This window comes from Algoriphagus sp. (assembly GCF_030694375.1).
GTDB lineage: Bacteria > Bacteroidota > Bacteroidia > Cytophagales > Cyclobacteriaceae > Algoriphagus.
In genome coordinates this window covers 85,095-100,132 of the sequence record NZ_JAUXYL010000027.1, presented here as the reverse complement: position 1 = coordinate 100,132, position 15,038 = coordinate 85,095, and the positions used below count along the sequence as shown (strand labels likewise).

At 42.1% G+C, this 15,038-nt stretch carries 15 protein-coding genes; 11 read left to right on the top strand and 4 right to left on the bottom strand.

Features of this window, described 5'->3' with window-relative positions; all coding sequences use genetic code 11:
* The 10 genes from Q8M62_RS10995 to Q8M62_RS10950 form a co-directional block, all read left to right on the top strand.
* The coding region (locus tag Q8M62_RS10995) for a hypothetical protein (protein WP_304902303.1) at positions 1-228 on the top strand (228 nt) is incomplete at its 5' end.
* Between the two features lie 178 nt (positions 229-406).
* Positions 407-1,033, top strand: coding sequence for a hypothetical protein (locus tag Q8M62_RS10990; RefSeq protein WP_304902304.1), 627 nt, complete (start codon positions 407-409; stop codon positions 1,031-1,033).
* Positions 1,034-1,105: 72 nt separating this feature from the next.
* Positions 1,106-3,535 carry a heavy metal translocating P-type ATPase metal-binding domain-containing protein gene (locus Q8M62_RS10985; RefSeq protein WP_304902305.1) on the top strand — a complete coding sequence of 810 codons (2,430 nt, stop codon included), beginning with the start codon at positions 1,106-1,108 and terminating at the stop codon, positions 3,533-3,535.
* A 1-nt stretch (position 3,536) separates the two neighbouring features.
* Positions 3,537-3,725 (top strand): cbb3-type cytochrome oxidase assembly protein CcoS, encoded by a 189-nt coding sequence (gene ccoS / locus Q8M62_RS10980; protein WP_304902306.1) that lies wholly within the window; start codon positions 3,537-3,539, stop codon positions 3,723-3,725.
* Positions 3,718-5,850: a cytochrome-c oxidase, cbb3-type subunit I gene (gene ccoN / locus Q8M62_RS10975; protein ID WP_304902307.1), complete on the top strand. Its 2,133-nt coding sequence runs from the start codon at positions 3,718-3,720 to the stop codon at positions 5,848-5,850. The genes ccoS and ccoN overlap by 8 nt, the downstream gene beginning before the upstream one ends.
* 11 nt (positions 5,851-5,861) lie before the next feature.
* A complete protein-coding gene (locus Q8M62_RS10970) occupies positions 5,862-6,044 on the top strand; it encodes a cbb3-type cytochrome c oxidase subunit 3 (protein WP_304902308.1) in 183 nt (60 codons plus the stop codon).
* On the top strand, positions 6,041-6,967 hold the full coding sequence (locus Q8M62_RS10965; RefSeq protein WP_304902309.1) for a cbb3-type cytochrome c oxidase N-terminal domain-containing protein: 927 nt from the start codon (positions 6,041-6,043) through the stop codon (positions 6,965-6,967). The genes Q8M62_RS10970 and Q8M62_RS10965 overlap by 4 nt, the downstream gene beginning before the upstream one ends.
* A gap of 48 nt (positions 6,968-7,015) precedes the next feature.
* Positions 7,016-8,443, top strand: a complete 1,428-nt coding sequence (gene ccoG, locus Q8M62_RS10960; RefSeq protein WP_304902310.1) for a cytochrome c oxidase accessory protein CcoG — start codon at positions 7,016-7,018, stop codon at positions 8,441-8,443.
* An 8-nt stretch (positions 8,444-8,451) separates the two neighbouring features.
* A complete protein-coding gene (locus Q8M62_RS10955; RefSeq protein ID WP_304902311.1) occupies positions 8,452-8,877 on the top strand; it encodes a FixH family protein in 426 nt (141 codons plus the stop codon).
* The gene (locus Q8M62_RS10950; protein ID WP_304902312.1) at positions 8,877-9,581 is read left to right on the top strand and encodes a sulfite exporter TauE/SafE family protein; all 705 of its coding nucleotides are present in this window, start codon (positions 8,877-8,879) and stop codon (positions 9,579-9,581) included. The genes Q8M62_RS10955 and Q8M62_RS10950 overlap by 1 nt, the downstream gene beginning before the upstream one ends.
* Here the strand turns inward: Q8M62_RS10950 and hemN are convergent, their stop codons facing one another.
* On the bottom strand, positions 9,582-10,940 hold the full coding sequence (gene hemN / locus Q8M62_RS10945) for an oxygen-independent coproporphyrinogen III oxidase (protein WP_304902313.1): 1,359 nt from the start codon (positions 10,938-10,940) through the stop codon (positions 9,582-9,584).
* 165 nt (positions 10,941-11,105) lie between these two features.
* Here hemN and Q8M62_RS10940 point away from each other — a divergent pair, with 165 nt between their 5' ends.
* Positions 11,106-12,188 (top strand): alkane 1-monooxygenase, encoded by a 1,083-nt coding sequence (locus Q8M62_RS10940; RefSeq protein WP_304902314.1) that lies wholly within the window; start codon positions 11,106-11,108, stop codon positions 12,186-12,188.
* Here the strand turns inward: Q8M62_RS10940 and Q8M62_RS10935 are convergent, their stop codons facing one another.
* The 3 genes from Q8M62_RS10935 to Q8M62_RS10925 are packed head-to-tail and all read right to left on the bottom strand — an operon-like array spanning position 12,189 to position 14,980.
* Positions 12,189-13,232 carry a VWA domain-containing protein gene (locus Q8M62_RS10935; RefSeq protein WP_304902315.1) on the bottom strand — a complete coding sequence of 348 codons (1,044 nt, stop codon included), beginning with the start codon at positions 13,230-13,232 and terminating at the stop codon, positions 12,189-12,191.
* On the bottom strand, positions 13,213-14,109 hold the full coding sequence (locus Q8M62_RS10930; protein WP_304902316.1) for a hypothetical protein: 897 nt from the start codon (positions 14,107-14,109) through the stop codon (positions 13,213-13,215). Before Q8M62_RS10930 ends, Q8M62_RS10935 begins: the two co-directional genes overlap by 20 nt.
* Positions 14,102-14,980 (bottom strand): DUF58 domain-containing protein, encoded by an 879-nt coding sequence (locus Q8M62_RS10925; RefSeq protein ID WP_304902317.1) that lies wholly within the window; start codon positions 14,978-14,980, stop codon positions 14,102-14,104. The genes Q8M62_RS10930 and Q8M62_RS10925 overlap by 8 nt, the downstream gene beginning before the upstream one ends.
* Positions 14,981-15,038: the final 58 nt, after the last annotated feature.

The following is a 15,038-nucleotide window of genomic DNA, read 5'->3' as shown; positions in this document are numbered from 1 at the left end:
AAAAGCCTTTGGAGCAATCCAGAGGCTTTTTTGCGTTTAAACCCTCCCTGTTTTGAAGGGAAGAAGCAGGAGCGAAACAGAAATACAAGCCTGACAGGATTTAGATCGCTCGCATCAGGTCAAACTCATCCAAGCTTGGTCCGGTTACTTCTTGGGTCAGGTATGCTGAGCGCGCTCTGCTTGAATCTATTGCCTTCTTATTATTCAAAAGAATTTGGTGACAATTGATTGTCTCTGAGTTAAGGTTTCTTGGTTTACTTAATGCTTAATTTTCTAGTGGAGACCGTATGAAACTATTTTTCGGAGTCTTTGAAATTTAAAATCCTGATTTTTATCATAATTCTTAACCACATAAGTCAGGCAACGCTGAAAAATCAAAATTTAGCTTTGGGTATAAAAACAACCCATGGAACTAAAATCACCACAAGCCCTGAGATTTGGTTTGCCTGAGGAAATTGTAAAGGAATTTTTCTATGAAAAATTACCTCCATCTTTTGCCCCGTCAATTCCTGAACTCGGGATTTACAGGCAAGAAGGTGATCCAACGCTGTTTGCCTTAGACTTATTCAAAACGCTTGAATGGTTGCATGATAAAGATTATCCTCGGCCCTTGGGGAATGAAGTTTGTTCAATTCCTGTTATGCTTTCTGTTCCTGATTTTTCAACAGAGCATTTATTGTTTCATTTTGATGGATCACCAAATTCTGTGGAACTGATTCGAAAATTCATCGATCTCTTCGGAGATTTGATAAAGGAAAGTAAAGCTACTATCATCTCACCCAACTTTATTCCCAAATCCAAAATTCGGGAAGAACGCGAAATTATTCAGTTAGTCACTTCTAATACAAAGGAAACCAGTTTTATAAAATTCAATTTTTCCAGAATTGGAGATTTTTGGTCTTATGGAGTTAAGAATGATTGTACACTCCTTGTGACGACGAAAAATTACCAGGCAGAATTAGCCAAAGTGCTTTTTCATTTCTACCAAGGAAAAATTTGGAGTAATAAGTTATCCTTTTACCTCTCGGTGTAAGTCATGGCTTTCAATGATTTTAGTCATGTTTTTTCAATCAGTGTCAGGGTAATTTTATAAAAATATTTCAGAATGCATCCAGTATTACCTTCAGAAATCCAATCCAAATGCTACCATTGCGGAGAGAGCTGTGAGCAGGAATTCATTTCAGTTGAAGATAAAAAATTCTGCTGTCAGGGATGTAAACTGGTGTATGAAGTTTTGACTCAAAACGATCTCTGCGAATACTATGAACTTGATGCAAATCCTGGAAAGAGTCAAAAAGATAATTCTAGGTTAAAAAATAGATTTGACTATTTAGATGATTTAGATGTTGGGCAGAAATTATTGGATTTCAAAAACGACTTAGAAAGTCATATTACTTTTTACATCCCTTTAATTCACTGTGCATCTTGTATATGGCTTTTGGAAAACTTATTCCAAATCAATAAATCTATATTTAGTAGCCGAGTTGATTTTATTAAAAAGAAAGTTCAGGTCAAGTTTCTTCATGATCAAATCAGTTTAAAAGAGGTAGTAAGTCTCCTTTCTTCTCTCGGATATGAACCCAAGATTAATCTTTCGGACTTAGATCATAAGTCCAAAAATCCAGTGGATCGCAAGACCCTGACCAAACTGGGAGTTGCAGGTTTTTGCTTTGGAAATATGATGCTATTCAGTATGCCTGAGTATTTTTCTGAAGCAGAATTGCTTGGCGAAGGGTTTAAAAGATTATTTGATTACCTCAATGTAGTCCTTTCGCTTCCGATTGTATTTTATTCAGCAAGTGATTATTACACGTCTGCTTGGAACGCTATCCGCCAGCGTAAAATCAATATGGATGTCCCCATAGTATTGGGAATTATTGCCTTTTTTCTTTATTCCCTTTGGGAGATTTTTGTTCAGGGAAATGCCGGATACATGGACAGCCTTGGGGGTTTGCTTTTCTTTCTACTATTAGGGAAAGTTTACCAGCAAAAGACCTTTGCTACGCTTGAATTTGACCGGGATTATAAGTCCTATTTTCCAATCGCTGTAACTCGCCTTATACAAGATCGAGAAGAAGTGATTCCACTTTTTAAGCTTCAGGTAGGTGATGTCGTTTTGGTCCGGGATGAAGAATTGATCCCCGCGGATGCCCTGTTATTGAGTGATCAAGCTGATATCGATTACAGCTTTGTGACAGGGGAAGAAGTACCGATTCCCAAGCGGAAAGGGGAGTTGATTTACGCTGGTGGAAGACAAAAAGGTGAACCCATTTTGTTGACTATTCAAAAATCTCCCTCTCAGGGCTACCTTACGGATTTGTGGAATAATGAGTCTTTTGAGAAATCCAACAAACGTCTTTTGGAGCCTTTGGCAAATCGAATCAGTGGAGTCTTTACCTGGACAGTGCTCAGCATTGCGCTTGTTGCATTTGTTTTCTGGATGGGCAAGGATCTCTCTATTGCGGTGAAAGCCTTTACCACTGTCCTAATTGTAGCCTGCCCCTGTGCACTTTCCATGTCGACTCCATTTACTTTGGGCAATACCCTGAGAATATTCGGTAAAGGGAAATTTTACCTTAAAAATGCAGCTGTAGTCGAAAGACTTGCCCTATTGGATACTGTTGTCTTTGACAAAACCGGGACCTTGACTGATCCTGCAAATGCTTCCATTGAATATTTTGGGGAGCCACTCTCAGCTGAAACCAAGTCAATTATCAAAGCGATGGTAGCTCGATCTACACATCCGCTTAGTAACAGAATTAATCTTTTTTTAGGCAAAATTCATCCGGTTCATTTGGAAAAAGTTCAGGAATTAAAAGGGGCTGGAGTTTTAGCTGTTTACAAAAACCAAGAATTCCGTCTGGGTTCGAAAAGCTTCACCGGTGTGAAGGGCGATCATTTTTCAGAAGGCGGAAATCATGTTTTCCTTAATGTGGAAGGAGTCAACTTGGGCTATTTTCACATTCAGTCCGGGTTGAGAAATGGGGCATCTAAGGTGGTAAAAGGACTAGCGGAGAACTATGAACTCCATGTACTTTCGGGGGATCATGCACATGAAAGGGAGTCTTTGGCTCTTCAACTTTCATCTGAGCTTAAGTTCAACTTTGAGCAAAGTCCTACAGACAAACTTAACTACCTAAAAGCACTCAATATCAAGGGGAAGAACACATTGATGATAGGAGATGGACTCAATGATGCAGGGGCACTTCAAGAAAGTCAGGTAGGGATAGCAATTACAGACCGAGTCAGTCATTTTTCTCCTGCAAGTGATGCCATACTCGATGCAGAATCTTTTGTCAGAATTCCAAATTTCCTTGCCTTTGCCCGAAATAGCCGATTGATAATCAAAGCCAGTTTTGGACTGAGCTTTTTATATAATATTCTAGGGATCAGTCTAGCAGTTCAGGGACTACTCAGCCCTGTTCTCTGCGCTATTCTAATGCCTCTGAGCAGTATTTCAGTGGTGGTCTTTACGACATTGGCTACCAATTTCATGGGGGTTCGCAAGAGTCTCATTCATTTAAACAAACACTAATATGGAAGTCATTTTCATACTCATTGCAGTGAGTCTCATCCTGGCAGTCACGTTTTTATTCCTCTTTTTCAGAGCAATGAAAGACGGGCAGTTTGACGATAGCTACACTCCTTCTATCCGAATTTTATTTGAAAATCAGCCTAAAAAATCAAAAAAAGATCAACCAAAAAAAACCAAGTCCTATGAATGATTCTACTTTGGAACGGTTCCACTATGACAATAAAATTGTCAAGTACTTCAGTGCCGCTACGATTATCTGGGGTCTAGTTGGTATGTTAGTGGGGCTACTCGCCGCCACCCAGCTTTTCCTTCCTGAGGCCAATTTGGGTAATCCCTACACTACATTTGGAAGGATTCGCCCGCTGCATACCAATGCAGTCATCTTCGCTTTTGTGGGTAACGCAATTTTCGCAGGGATTTATTATTCCATGCCAAGGCTGCTCAAAACACCGATGTGGAACAGCATGCTCAGTTGGTTCCACTTTTGGGGCTGGCAACTAATTATCGTAGCAGCTGCTATCACTTTGCCTTTGGGACTAACTACTTCCAAAGAATATGCGGAGTTGGAGTGGCCTATTGATATCGCAATTGCCATTGTTTGGGTAGCATTCGGTGCAAATATGATCGGTACGCTGATTAAGCGTAGAGAACGGCATATGTATGTAGCTATTTGGTTCTATTTAGCATCATTTGTTACAGTTGCAGTGCTCCATATTTTCAATTCGTTTGAGCTGCCAGTTTCATTTATGAAGAGTTACTCCGGCTATGCCGGTGTGCAGGATGCTCTAGTACAGTGGTGGTATGGACACAATGCTGTCGCATTCTTTCTTACGACTCCATTTTTGGGATTGATGTATTATTTCTTACCAAAAGCTGCAAATCGACCGGTTTATTCATATAAGCTATCTATTGTCCACTTTTGGTCGCTGATCTTCCTCTATATGTGGGCGGGTCCTCACCATTTGCTTTACACAGCGCTGCCAGAGTGGGCTCAAGTATTGGGAACAGTATTTTCAGTGATGCTTATCGCTCCTTCTTGGGGTGGTATGGTCAATGGACTTTTGACATTAAGAGGAGCTTGGGACAAAGTTAGGACCGAACCCGTTTTGAAATTTTTGGTGGTAGCTATTACAGCTTATGGTATGGCCACTTTTGAAGGGCCGATGTTGTCACTCAAAAATGTAAATGCTATAGCCCACTACACAGACTGGATAGTAGGGCACGTGCACATTGGTGGACTTGGCTGGAATGGCTTCCTGACTTTTGGAATGCTGTATTGGATGTGGCCAAGACTTTTCAAAACGACTTTGTACTCTACAAAACTTGCGAATACGCACTTTTGGCTCGGAACACTGGGTATTATTTTCTACGCGCTTCCACTTTATGTCTCAGGGCTGACTCAATTTCTGATGCTGAAAGAATTCAATGAAGCGGGTCGTCTAGCATATCCAAATTTCCTGGAAACTGTGATCCAAATCGTTCCGATGTATATACTTCGTGCTTTTGGTGGAGTACTTTACCTAAGTGGTGCCATTGTGATGATGTACAATATGTGGAAGACCGCGAAGCAAGGTGTTTTCCAGGAGACAGAAGAAGATCAAGCACCTGCCTTGGCCAAAGCATACAACCCTAGCGGTGAGTTCTGGCACAGAGCATGGGAAAGAAAGCCTGTATTCTTTACCATTTTGGCAACTCTTGCGATTGCCATAGGAGGTGCCATTGAAATCATTCCTACGATTTTGATAAAATCCAATGTGCCTACAATCAGTGCTGTAAAACCATACACACCACTCGAATTAGAGGGACGGGACCTTTATATAGCCAACGGTTGCGTGGGTTGCCACTCTCAGATGATCCGACCTTTCAGATCAGAGACCGAACGATATGGAGAATATTCCAAAGCCGGTGAATTCGTCTATGACCGTCCTTTCCTCTGGGGCTCCAAGCGAACCGGCCCGGATCTTCATCGAATCGGCGGAAAGTATCCTGACAGCTGGCATTATTACCACATGACTGATCCGAGATCAATGTCCCCTGGTTCTTTGATGCCTCCTTATCCTTGGATGGCTACCAATGAACTGGATAATTCGGATTTACCTGCAAAAATCAGAACCCTTCAAAAACTGGGCGTTCCTTATCCCGAAGGATTTGATCAGGAAGCGACTGCTGATTACGATGCCCAAGCAGCCAAAGTGGTTGCAAACCTTAAAGAGGCAGGTGTCGAGGTCGGTCCGAATACTGAAATTGTCGCCTTGATAGCTTATCTACAGCGAATGGGTACAGATATCAAACAATCCTCCGCATCCAACCAATAACCATTGAAGCCATGTATAAAGAAATTCTTAGATCAATCGACAACATAGAGATCTATCCGATCATTTCATTGATCATCTTCTTGCTGTTTTTTGTGGGGATGTTTATCTGGGTGGTGAGAACACCCAAAGACCATATTAAACACATGGAATCTCTCCCTTTTGACGACCAAGAATCAACCATCAATCAGCCATGAAGAAGCTATTTTCATTACTCGCAATTTTGGGGCTTACGACTTTTCCAGTCTGGGCACAAGCTGAAGAATCAAATTGGTATACCAAATTACAAGCCATGGATTCTGGTCAGTTGACGCTTTTGGTGATTTTAGGGATTGTACTAGGCGTCATCGTTCTCCTGTTGATTTTGATGGTTTATCTCATGTCTTTCATAGCGGCAGTGCTCCGCAAGGAAGATCCAAGTTTGGCTAATCAGCCTTCTTGGTGGGATTCCTTCAAAGAACGTTTTGTGACAGGACAAGTGGATGAAGTCGGAGGCAAAGCAGAAAAAGCCAAAATGATGGCCGATCACTCCTACGATGGAATTACTGAATTGGATAATTTCATGCCTCCCTGGCTTCAGGGCGTATTTGTGGGGACGGTTATTTTTGCGGTTGTTTATTTCGTCAACTATTCAGTGTTGGGAAATGGCCCCACAGGAGTAGAGGAATATGAAGAAGAATTGCGTATCGAAGCAGTTGCCGCTGAAGTCCGAAAAGCCAATATGGTAGCAGGGATTGATGAGAATACGGTAGTATTTGATGAATCAGCGACAGCCTTGGCCTCAGGAAAGACCATTTTCGAAACCAATTGTGCAGCATGTCATGCATCTGACGGAGGTGGCGGTGTTGGGCCAAACCTTACGGATGAGTATTGGATTCATGGTGGATCTATTGCTGATGTTTTCAAAATTATCAAATATGGTGTCGTAGAAAAAGGGATGATTCCTTGGCAAGATCAGCTGAGTCCTGAGCAAATGCAGCAAGTTTCTTCTTATATTCTTGCCATGAAAGGCACCTCACCTGCTGTTCCTAAAGAACCTCAGGGCGAGCGCTATGCCCCAACTTCTGAAGAGAAAGCACCTGTGACTGATAGCACATCTGTTGTTGCATCGATAGAGTAAATTTATCACTGCCGGGAGATTTTCTCTCGGCAGTATTTTGCTTAAACTATGGCTAAGAAGAACCAAAACCCACATTTGAACCCGGAAAGTTTCCGGGACGCACTCGCCACTGTCAAAGAAGACGGAAAGCGAAATTGGGTGTATCCAAAAAAGGTTTCCGGTTATTTTTATAGATACCGGACCTATCTGTCATGGGTTTTATTGGCGATTTTGTTTGCTGGCCCCTTTATTCAAGTTAATGGCAGGCCATACATGCTTTTCAATATTTTCGAACGAAAGTTCATCATCTTTGGAGCTGCATTTTGGCCCCAGGATACACACTTGTTGATTTTTCTCCTTCTGATATTCTTTGTGTTCATTATTTTGTTCACCGTTGTCTTTGGAAGGGTTTGGTGCGGTTGGGCATGCCCCCAAACACTTTTCATGGAGATGGTTTTTCGTAAAATCGAATACCTGATTGAAGGGGATGCCAATCAGCAGAGAACCTTAAATGAGTCACCTTGGAATGCTGAGAAAGTAATAAAAAAGGGACTGAAAATCAGTGTTTTCGCCTTGATATCCTTAATGATAGGGCATTTGGTAATGGCATACTTGATTGGAATTGATCAGGTGAAAGAAATTGTTTCCAAACCGCCCACTGAAAACATGGCCGGGTTTATCGGACTTGTTGCATTTTCAGGAATTTTCATGTTGGTATTTTCTTGGTTTAGAGAGCAAGCTTGCCTGGTTGTTTGTCCTTATGGCAGGCTTCAGGGGGTTCTTTTGGATAACAACAGTATCAATGTCTTGTATGATTATGTACGAGGAGAACCACGGACTCCAATCCGGAAAAATGAAGTGGCACCAGCGCCAAAGGGTGACTGTATCGATTGTGGTCTTTGTGTTCAGGTTTGTCCCACCGGTATTGATATCCGAAATGGAACCCAGATGGAATGTGTCAGTTGTACCGCATGCATCGACGCATGTGATGAGGTGATGATCAAAGTAGATAGACCGGTTGGACTGATTCGTTATGCATCTGAAAACAGTATTAAACAAGGCTTTCAAAAATTGCTAACCGGTAGAGTCAAAGGATATACCGTGGTCCTTTTAGTATTAGTGGCTGCATTTATTGCCCTCATAGCTACCAGAGAGGATTTGGAGGGGACGATAACACGTTTTCCCGGAATGACCTATCAGCAACGGGAAGCTGGTATGGTTTCCAATCTCTATAATATCACTTTGATCAACAAAACCTTTGAACCGCAGCGTGTGGACATTAAGGCAATGGCTGAGGGGATGAAGGTTGAAATCGTAGGGGCTACGGAATGGGTTTTGGAGCCTCAAACAAAGTTTGAAGGCAGGTTCTTCTTGGTAAGGGACCAATCTTCGGTAAAAATACCTCAGGAGAAGGTGATGCTTCAGCTCTTCAGTGAAGGGCGGGAATTTGATGAGATTCAAACAAACTTTATGGCGCCGGTGGGTGTCAAAAAATAACAGAAACTATGGATTGGGGAAAAGGAATTCTATTGACCATCATTGCCTTCGTTGGCTTCATTTTGACTTTGGTAGTCATTTCAGTAAGGCAGGATGATATCCATCTTGTCACTGAGAATTATTACGAAAAGGAGATCAAATATCAGGATCAGATAGATCGAGAGACTTCTGCAGCAGGACTGGACCGGGAAGTTTTGCTTTTTGATTCCCAATCAAAAAGTATGGTTTTGGATCTTCCTGTGGGGGCGAAGGGGAATTTGCAGCTTTTCCGACCATCTGATGCCAGATTGGATCAGGAACTTGCTCTGGACATTCAGGAGGAAGGAAAGACTACTGTGTCTCTTGATAAATTAAAATCGGGATACTGGAAAGTTCAATTGACGTGGACTGAAAATGGCACAGACTTTTATCAGGAAAAGAAAATAAGTCTCTGATGCTTTGGACGGCTTTGGTTTTGGGATTTTTAGGATCATTTCATTGCATTGGAATGTGTGGCCCTATTGCCTTGGCTGTCGGGGGAAACAAGGGACAGACTTTCCTTTGGAACAAAATCATTTACAATTTGGGTCGAAGTTTGACCTACGCTTTTCTGGGTTTGATTATTGGGAGTTTAGGTTTTTCCTTGTCGTTGGCAGGAGTGCAGCAAGGAATCTCAATCACAATGGGGGTTTTGGTTGTTTTGCTCTCTGTTAGTTATAAAAAAGCAGATCGATTTTTGACAATTCCGGCACTTTCGGGTGTAGTCACTTGGGTCAAAAGTCACCTTGCCCGTAACCTCAAATCAGGAAGCAAGCTTGCTTTTTTTGCCACAGGAATAGTTAATGGGCTTTTGCCATGCGGGATGGTTTACATGGCTTTGGTGGTAGCGATGGGGATGCAAAGTCCGCTTTTAGGAGCCACTTACATGTTCTTTTTTGGTATTGGGACAATTCCCATGTTACTTGGGTTGATGGTGTCCGGAAGTCTTTTACCTGCGATCCGTAGACAGCAATTCCAAAAGGCTATCCCATATTTAGGGATTTTGATTGGAGTATTAATGGTCTTTCGTGGACTTGGACTCGGGATTCCAGGTTTCAGTCCTGAATTGGCCACTTTTGATTATGGAGCACAGCAAGTTGAGATTACCATGTGTCATTAATTAGATAGACTTACTGAAGGTGGGTTTTTGCGCTTTAGAAGCGATCATTCTCATATCAAACAGCATACAAATATTCCTTACCACCGCCATCCCTTCAGATGTGACCGAAATAGTGCCTTCATCTATCCTGACCAAGCCCTCCTCCTCCATTTCAAAGAGGGATTGCATGTTTTCGAGCGGTAACTTCTCCCATATTGAAAAGGGAACATTAGCCCTTCCTTGGCAGATCAAATCCATAATCAATTTCCGGGTGACCTTATCTTCTTCTGTTTGAATGTGGCCCTTGATGACAGGGAGTCTGTTTTCCTTCAGAATTTGCTCATAGGATAAGCTGTTTTTTTCATTTTGGGCAAAGCCCAATCCAATATCACTGATACTACTTGATCCTAATCCAATGAGCATTTCCGAAGGAGAGGTGGTGTAGCCCATAAAATTACGATGCAGGTTACCTGATCTTTTTGCTTTGCAAAGTGGATCATCCGGCAAAGCGAAGTGATCCATTCCAACCTCTTCATAGCCCATTTCAATCAGCATTTTTTTTCCAGCATCATATAGTGCTCTTTTTTCTCGCTCATTGGGAAGGAAGGCTTCAAAGCTTTTTTGGGCCGGAAATGCAGATGGCAAATGTGCATAGCTGTAAAAGGCGATTCGATCAGGCTTTAATTCATACACCCGATCAAAGGTTTCTTTTAGGGTTTCCAAAGTTTGGTGCGGTAATCCATAAATTAAATCGAAATTCACCGAGGTATAGCCGAGTTTTCGGGCATTTTCAGTTGCTTCCCTGACTTTTTCAAATGGTTGAATTCTGTGAATGGCTTTTTGAACAGTCAGATCAAAATCCTGAATCCCATAACTCACTCGATTAAATCCTAATCGAGCTAATTCCTGCAGATGACCAAAAGTTGTGTTGTTTGGATGTCCTTCAAAGCTGAATTCGTGATCCGGTAAAACTTCGGCTGATTTTAAAATCTTTGAGATCAGAAAATTGAGATTTTGTGCCGAAAAAAAAGTTGGAGTACCTCCGCCCAAGTGAATTCCCGCGATTTTTGGTAAGTCTTCAAAGAGACCCAAATAATGCGACCATTCTCTGATTACAGCCTCGAGGTATGGGTCTTCGACGTCATGATTCTTTGTAATTCGCTTGGTACATCCACAATAAGTACATAGACTTTCGCAAAATGGCAAATGGATATAGAGCGTAAGCCCCTCCTTGCTCCCCGTCATCTTGAAGGCTTTCCTCACCAGATTTTCCCATCCCGATGAACTTAGCTCCTCCTCCCAAAGCGGTACTGTGGGGTAGGAAGTATATCTTGGGACAGGGCGATTATATTTTTGGACAAGTATTGGGGACAATGCCATCGATCAGTATTTTAATCAAAGATGTACATAAGCTCTTGGCTTTTAAGTGACCTAAATAATATCTAAACCTGACTTTTATCAGGCTTTTTGAGCCGCCACTTCAGCTAAAATTTATTATCAAAATCCAGAAGATTCTTTTTAAATTTTGACCAAATCATTCGCTCTATGTACAGCGGTTTAAAAAAAATTGGCTTCTTCAGCGCATTGATCCTGCCTGCTTTACTTGTCTCAGGGTATTATCTGGGAGGGTTCAATCTTTGGCTGATTCATGGGTTTGTTTTTGTGTTAGTCCCCTTGATGGATTATGTGATTAGTACCGATACTTCCAATGTCCCCAAGGAAGCGATAAGCCGCATGACTAAGGCGTATTTTTACAAACTTGTCACCTTTATTTGGGTCTATGTACAACTTGCAGTTTTGATTTGGGGGTTTTATGTGGTGAGTACAGCCGATTTTGTAGGGTGGGAGTGGTTGGCTTTTACTTCCGGTATGGCCTTGGTCACTGGTGGGATCGGGATTACAGTTGCTCATGAATTGGGGCATAAAGCTGAAAAAATCGAGCAGGTTTACGCGCAAATTTTGCTGATGACGGTGTCTTATATGCACTTTTTTATAGAACATAATCGTGGACACCATGTCCGGGTGGCAACTGCAGAGGACCCTGCGACGAGCCGTTTTGGAGAGAATTTCTATTCGTTTTGGCTCAGGTCGGTGAAAGATGGATACCTCAGTGCGTGGGAATTAGAACGAGAGCGACTATCAAAAAGGGGCTGTCCATTCTTTTCCTGGAGCAATCAAATGATCTGGTTTCAGGTTTTACCAATTGCATTTGCAGGTTTGGGATTTCTTGTTTTTTCAATGTTACAGGACAGATGGGTATGGGAAGTTCCCGTATTCTTCTTTGCCCAAAGTCTCCTTGCTTTCTCCTTGTTGGAGGCGGTGAATTATCTGGAACATTATGGAATGGAAAGGAAAAAACTGCAAACTGGATTTTACGAAAAAGTGACTCCACTTCATTCTTGGAATGCCAGCCAAAGAGTCAGTAATTTTCTTTTATTTCAGCTTCAGCGGCATTCTGACCACCATGCTTTTGCATTCAAGCGGTATCAGATCTTGAATCACTACGACGAAAGTCCACAGCTTCCGGCTGGATACTCGGCAATGATCTTGGTGGCTTTTTTCCCTCCACTTTGGTTTTCATTAATGAATCCTCGCTTAGAAAAATGGAAAGAAATGCGGATTTCCTGATTAATCCAGAAGGAAATTATTGAAGAATGTGCTCTTCAAAGCCAGCCAAATAAGGAAAAACAGCATTGCCCAAAAGAGATATATCCGATAATAATCTGCGGTCTCTTTGTATCGATTTTCCTGAATCTCTGCTTTTTCCAAAACGTCAATTCGATCAAAAATCTGCTGAAGGGTGTTTCCGTCAGCAGCCCTATAGAATTCTCCGTTTCCGATTCTGGCAATTTCCCGAAGGGTAGTCTCATCAAGATAACTCTCAACCATTTGTGGTCTTCCAAAAAAGTCGGTTCCATAAGGGACCATTCCGTCTTTGCCTACTGCGATAGTGTAGATCTTGATATTGAAAGCGGAGGCAAGTTGGGCCGCAAACAGGGGGTCGACATTGCCCGCGTTACTTTCCCCGTCAGAAAGGAGAATCATCACCTTTGAAGGAGTTTCGCTATCCTTCAGGCGATTGGTCCCTGCTGCGATGGCAGAACCAATGGCAGTGCCCTTGGGCTCGATCATGTCAAAGGAAATATCCGCAATCAAGGCTGTCAACAGTTCGTAATCATTGGTCAATGGGGCCAAAGAATAGGCTTCTCCTGCGAATATCACCATGCCAATTCGATCTCCGAATCGACCATTTATAAAATCCACAGCTGTGCTTTTGGCTGCTTCAAGCCGATTGGGCCTAAAATCCTGCAAATCCATTGATTCAGAAATATCCAGTACCAAAAGAATATCTATTCCTTCGGTAAACTGCTCTACCCGCTCATTGCTTCGCTGTGGGCGTGCCAATGCGATGACTATGCCCAACAGTGCCAAAAAGAAAAATCCGGTAGGGACGAGTCGCAAATAGGTCCAAGGATTACCTCTGGCCACTCGTTTGGGAAGCGAAAGTTCCAAAACCGGATTTTTCAAAAACTTGATACCTTTTCGCAAGAGAATCAGGAGTGGAATCATCCAAAGCAAATTCAACAGGATGGGGTTATCCCATTCATAGGTTTTGAAGGTCTCCGGAAGAAACCATGACCAATCAAAAAACTCAGCGACTTGCTTTCTCATTTCTGATTCGGTTTAATTTTTCCTGATACTTAGATTTGGCCACCTCCAATAAATAATTTGTTGCTTCTCCTGTTTTCGCCTCCTTACCGGCATAAATGATCATATCGATTGACCGAAGTGCCTGGAATATTTCCTTATCGTCGAGGGCCTCTGCTATTTCACTTGAGGTCCATTCTTGAAAAGGGAGATCAGTAATGCTTTCAAGATATCCTTTCCAAAGTCCAACGACCTCATCAGCCAATTCCAAAGCTGGATTTTGAGCCAGTAATCCGGTTAGTTTTTTCCATTTGCGCTCAAACTGAATCCACCTGAGTTTTTCGCGGTTTTTCTGGAATAAGGCTTTGATTCGCTTCGCAAAAAGTAAAGCAAGTCCACCAAGTAGGAGAAGTATTCCCGCTGTAATTACTGAAGCAAGGAGCCAGTTGAAAGTGGTTTCAATAGGTTGATAGACATTGTTTTCCTGAAAAACAGGCTGTTCAGGGATTGAGTCGAGCACTAATTTTAGCTTCAGTTCGGCTTCTGTGGAGAAATACGTGACGCTATCGTATCTGCTCAATTCATAGACAGGCAAGGAAAGAAAAATACTGGGATCCAGAGAAAAATTGGAAACGTAGTAAATCGCGCTATCCAAAGTTTCACCTTCTCGAGTTTGAGACATGAAAGTTTTCTTTTCCAGTAATACTAAAGGAGAGAAATCAAAGGTGGAATCCGGGAAGATCAACTGAGCGGATTCGGGGTGACGGACTTTTAATACAAAACCTACACGCTCACCAAGCCTGGCTGAATCCTGAGTGAAATAGCCATCCACTTGCACAGATTGTGCAAAGGATGATATACTTAAGCCCAGAAATAGGAGAAAAACACCGATTCTACCCACGTTTCATTCGTTTGTTTCGGTACTTAAAAAGGTCGATAAGTGGCCCTACGATATCCTGAGTGGTATCCATCGCAAGATAATTGATCTGATTTTTTTTACAGATATCCTTCAGATATTCCCGCTCGGTGGTAAAGGTTTCGGATATTCTTTTCGAAAAACTGCCAAACGCCGTGTTTACCCATGTAGTTTTTCCTTTCTCTTTATCATAGATTGGAATTATACCAAGTGAAGGTAAGGCAGATTCTCTAGGGTCGGTAAGTTGAATTGCCACGACGTCATGACGTTCTGCCAAAGCGCGAAAAGGCCGCTCGTAGTCTTGATCTATGAAATCTGAAATGATAATGATGATGCTTCGCTTCTTTATAAGATTCAGCGCAAAGGTAAACATCCCGTTGAGGTTTGTTCTTAAACTTTTATTTTGATGGTCAAATATTCCACGGATGATCTTGACCCCTTGCTTACTGCCTTTGGATGGGAGAATTAGCTTTTCCTGCTCATCTGAATAGGAAATAAGTCCGATTTGGCTTCCTTCATAAACAGCTGCGAGCGTCAATACCCCTGCTATTAATTTTCCCTGGTCAATTTTTTTATTTCCTTGCTGCCCGATGTCCTGACTGCCTGAAATATCCAAAAGAAAATAGACGGACTGTTCTTTTTCTTCACGGAAGGTCTTCACAAAGGTCCCGTGACCTTTTGCAGACACTTTCCATTCGATGGTCCTGATATCATCTCCGTACTGATATGGCCGTAAATCGTCAAATTCAAGCCCAGATCCTTTGAAAAGAGATTGGTATTCCCCTTGGAGATGGTTGTTGGCCACCTTCCTGATCATTATTTCGTATTTTCTAAGCTTGTTGAACAGCTGATCCATGCCAGAGATTTGAACTGGCTAAGTTAAAGTCTTGAACTGAATTATAAAATTTGAGTTA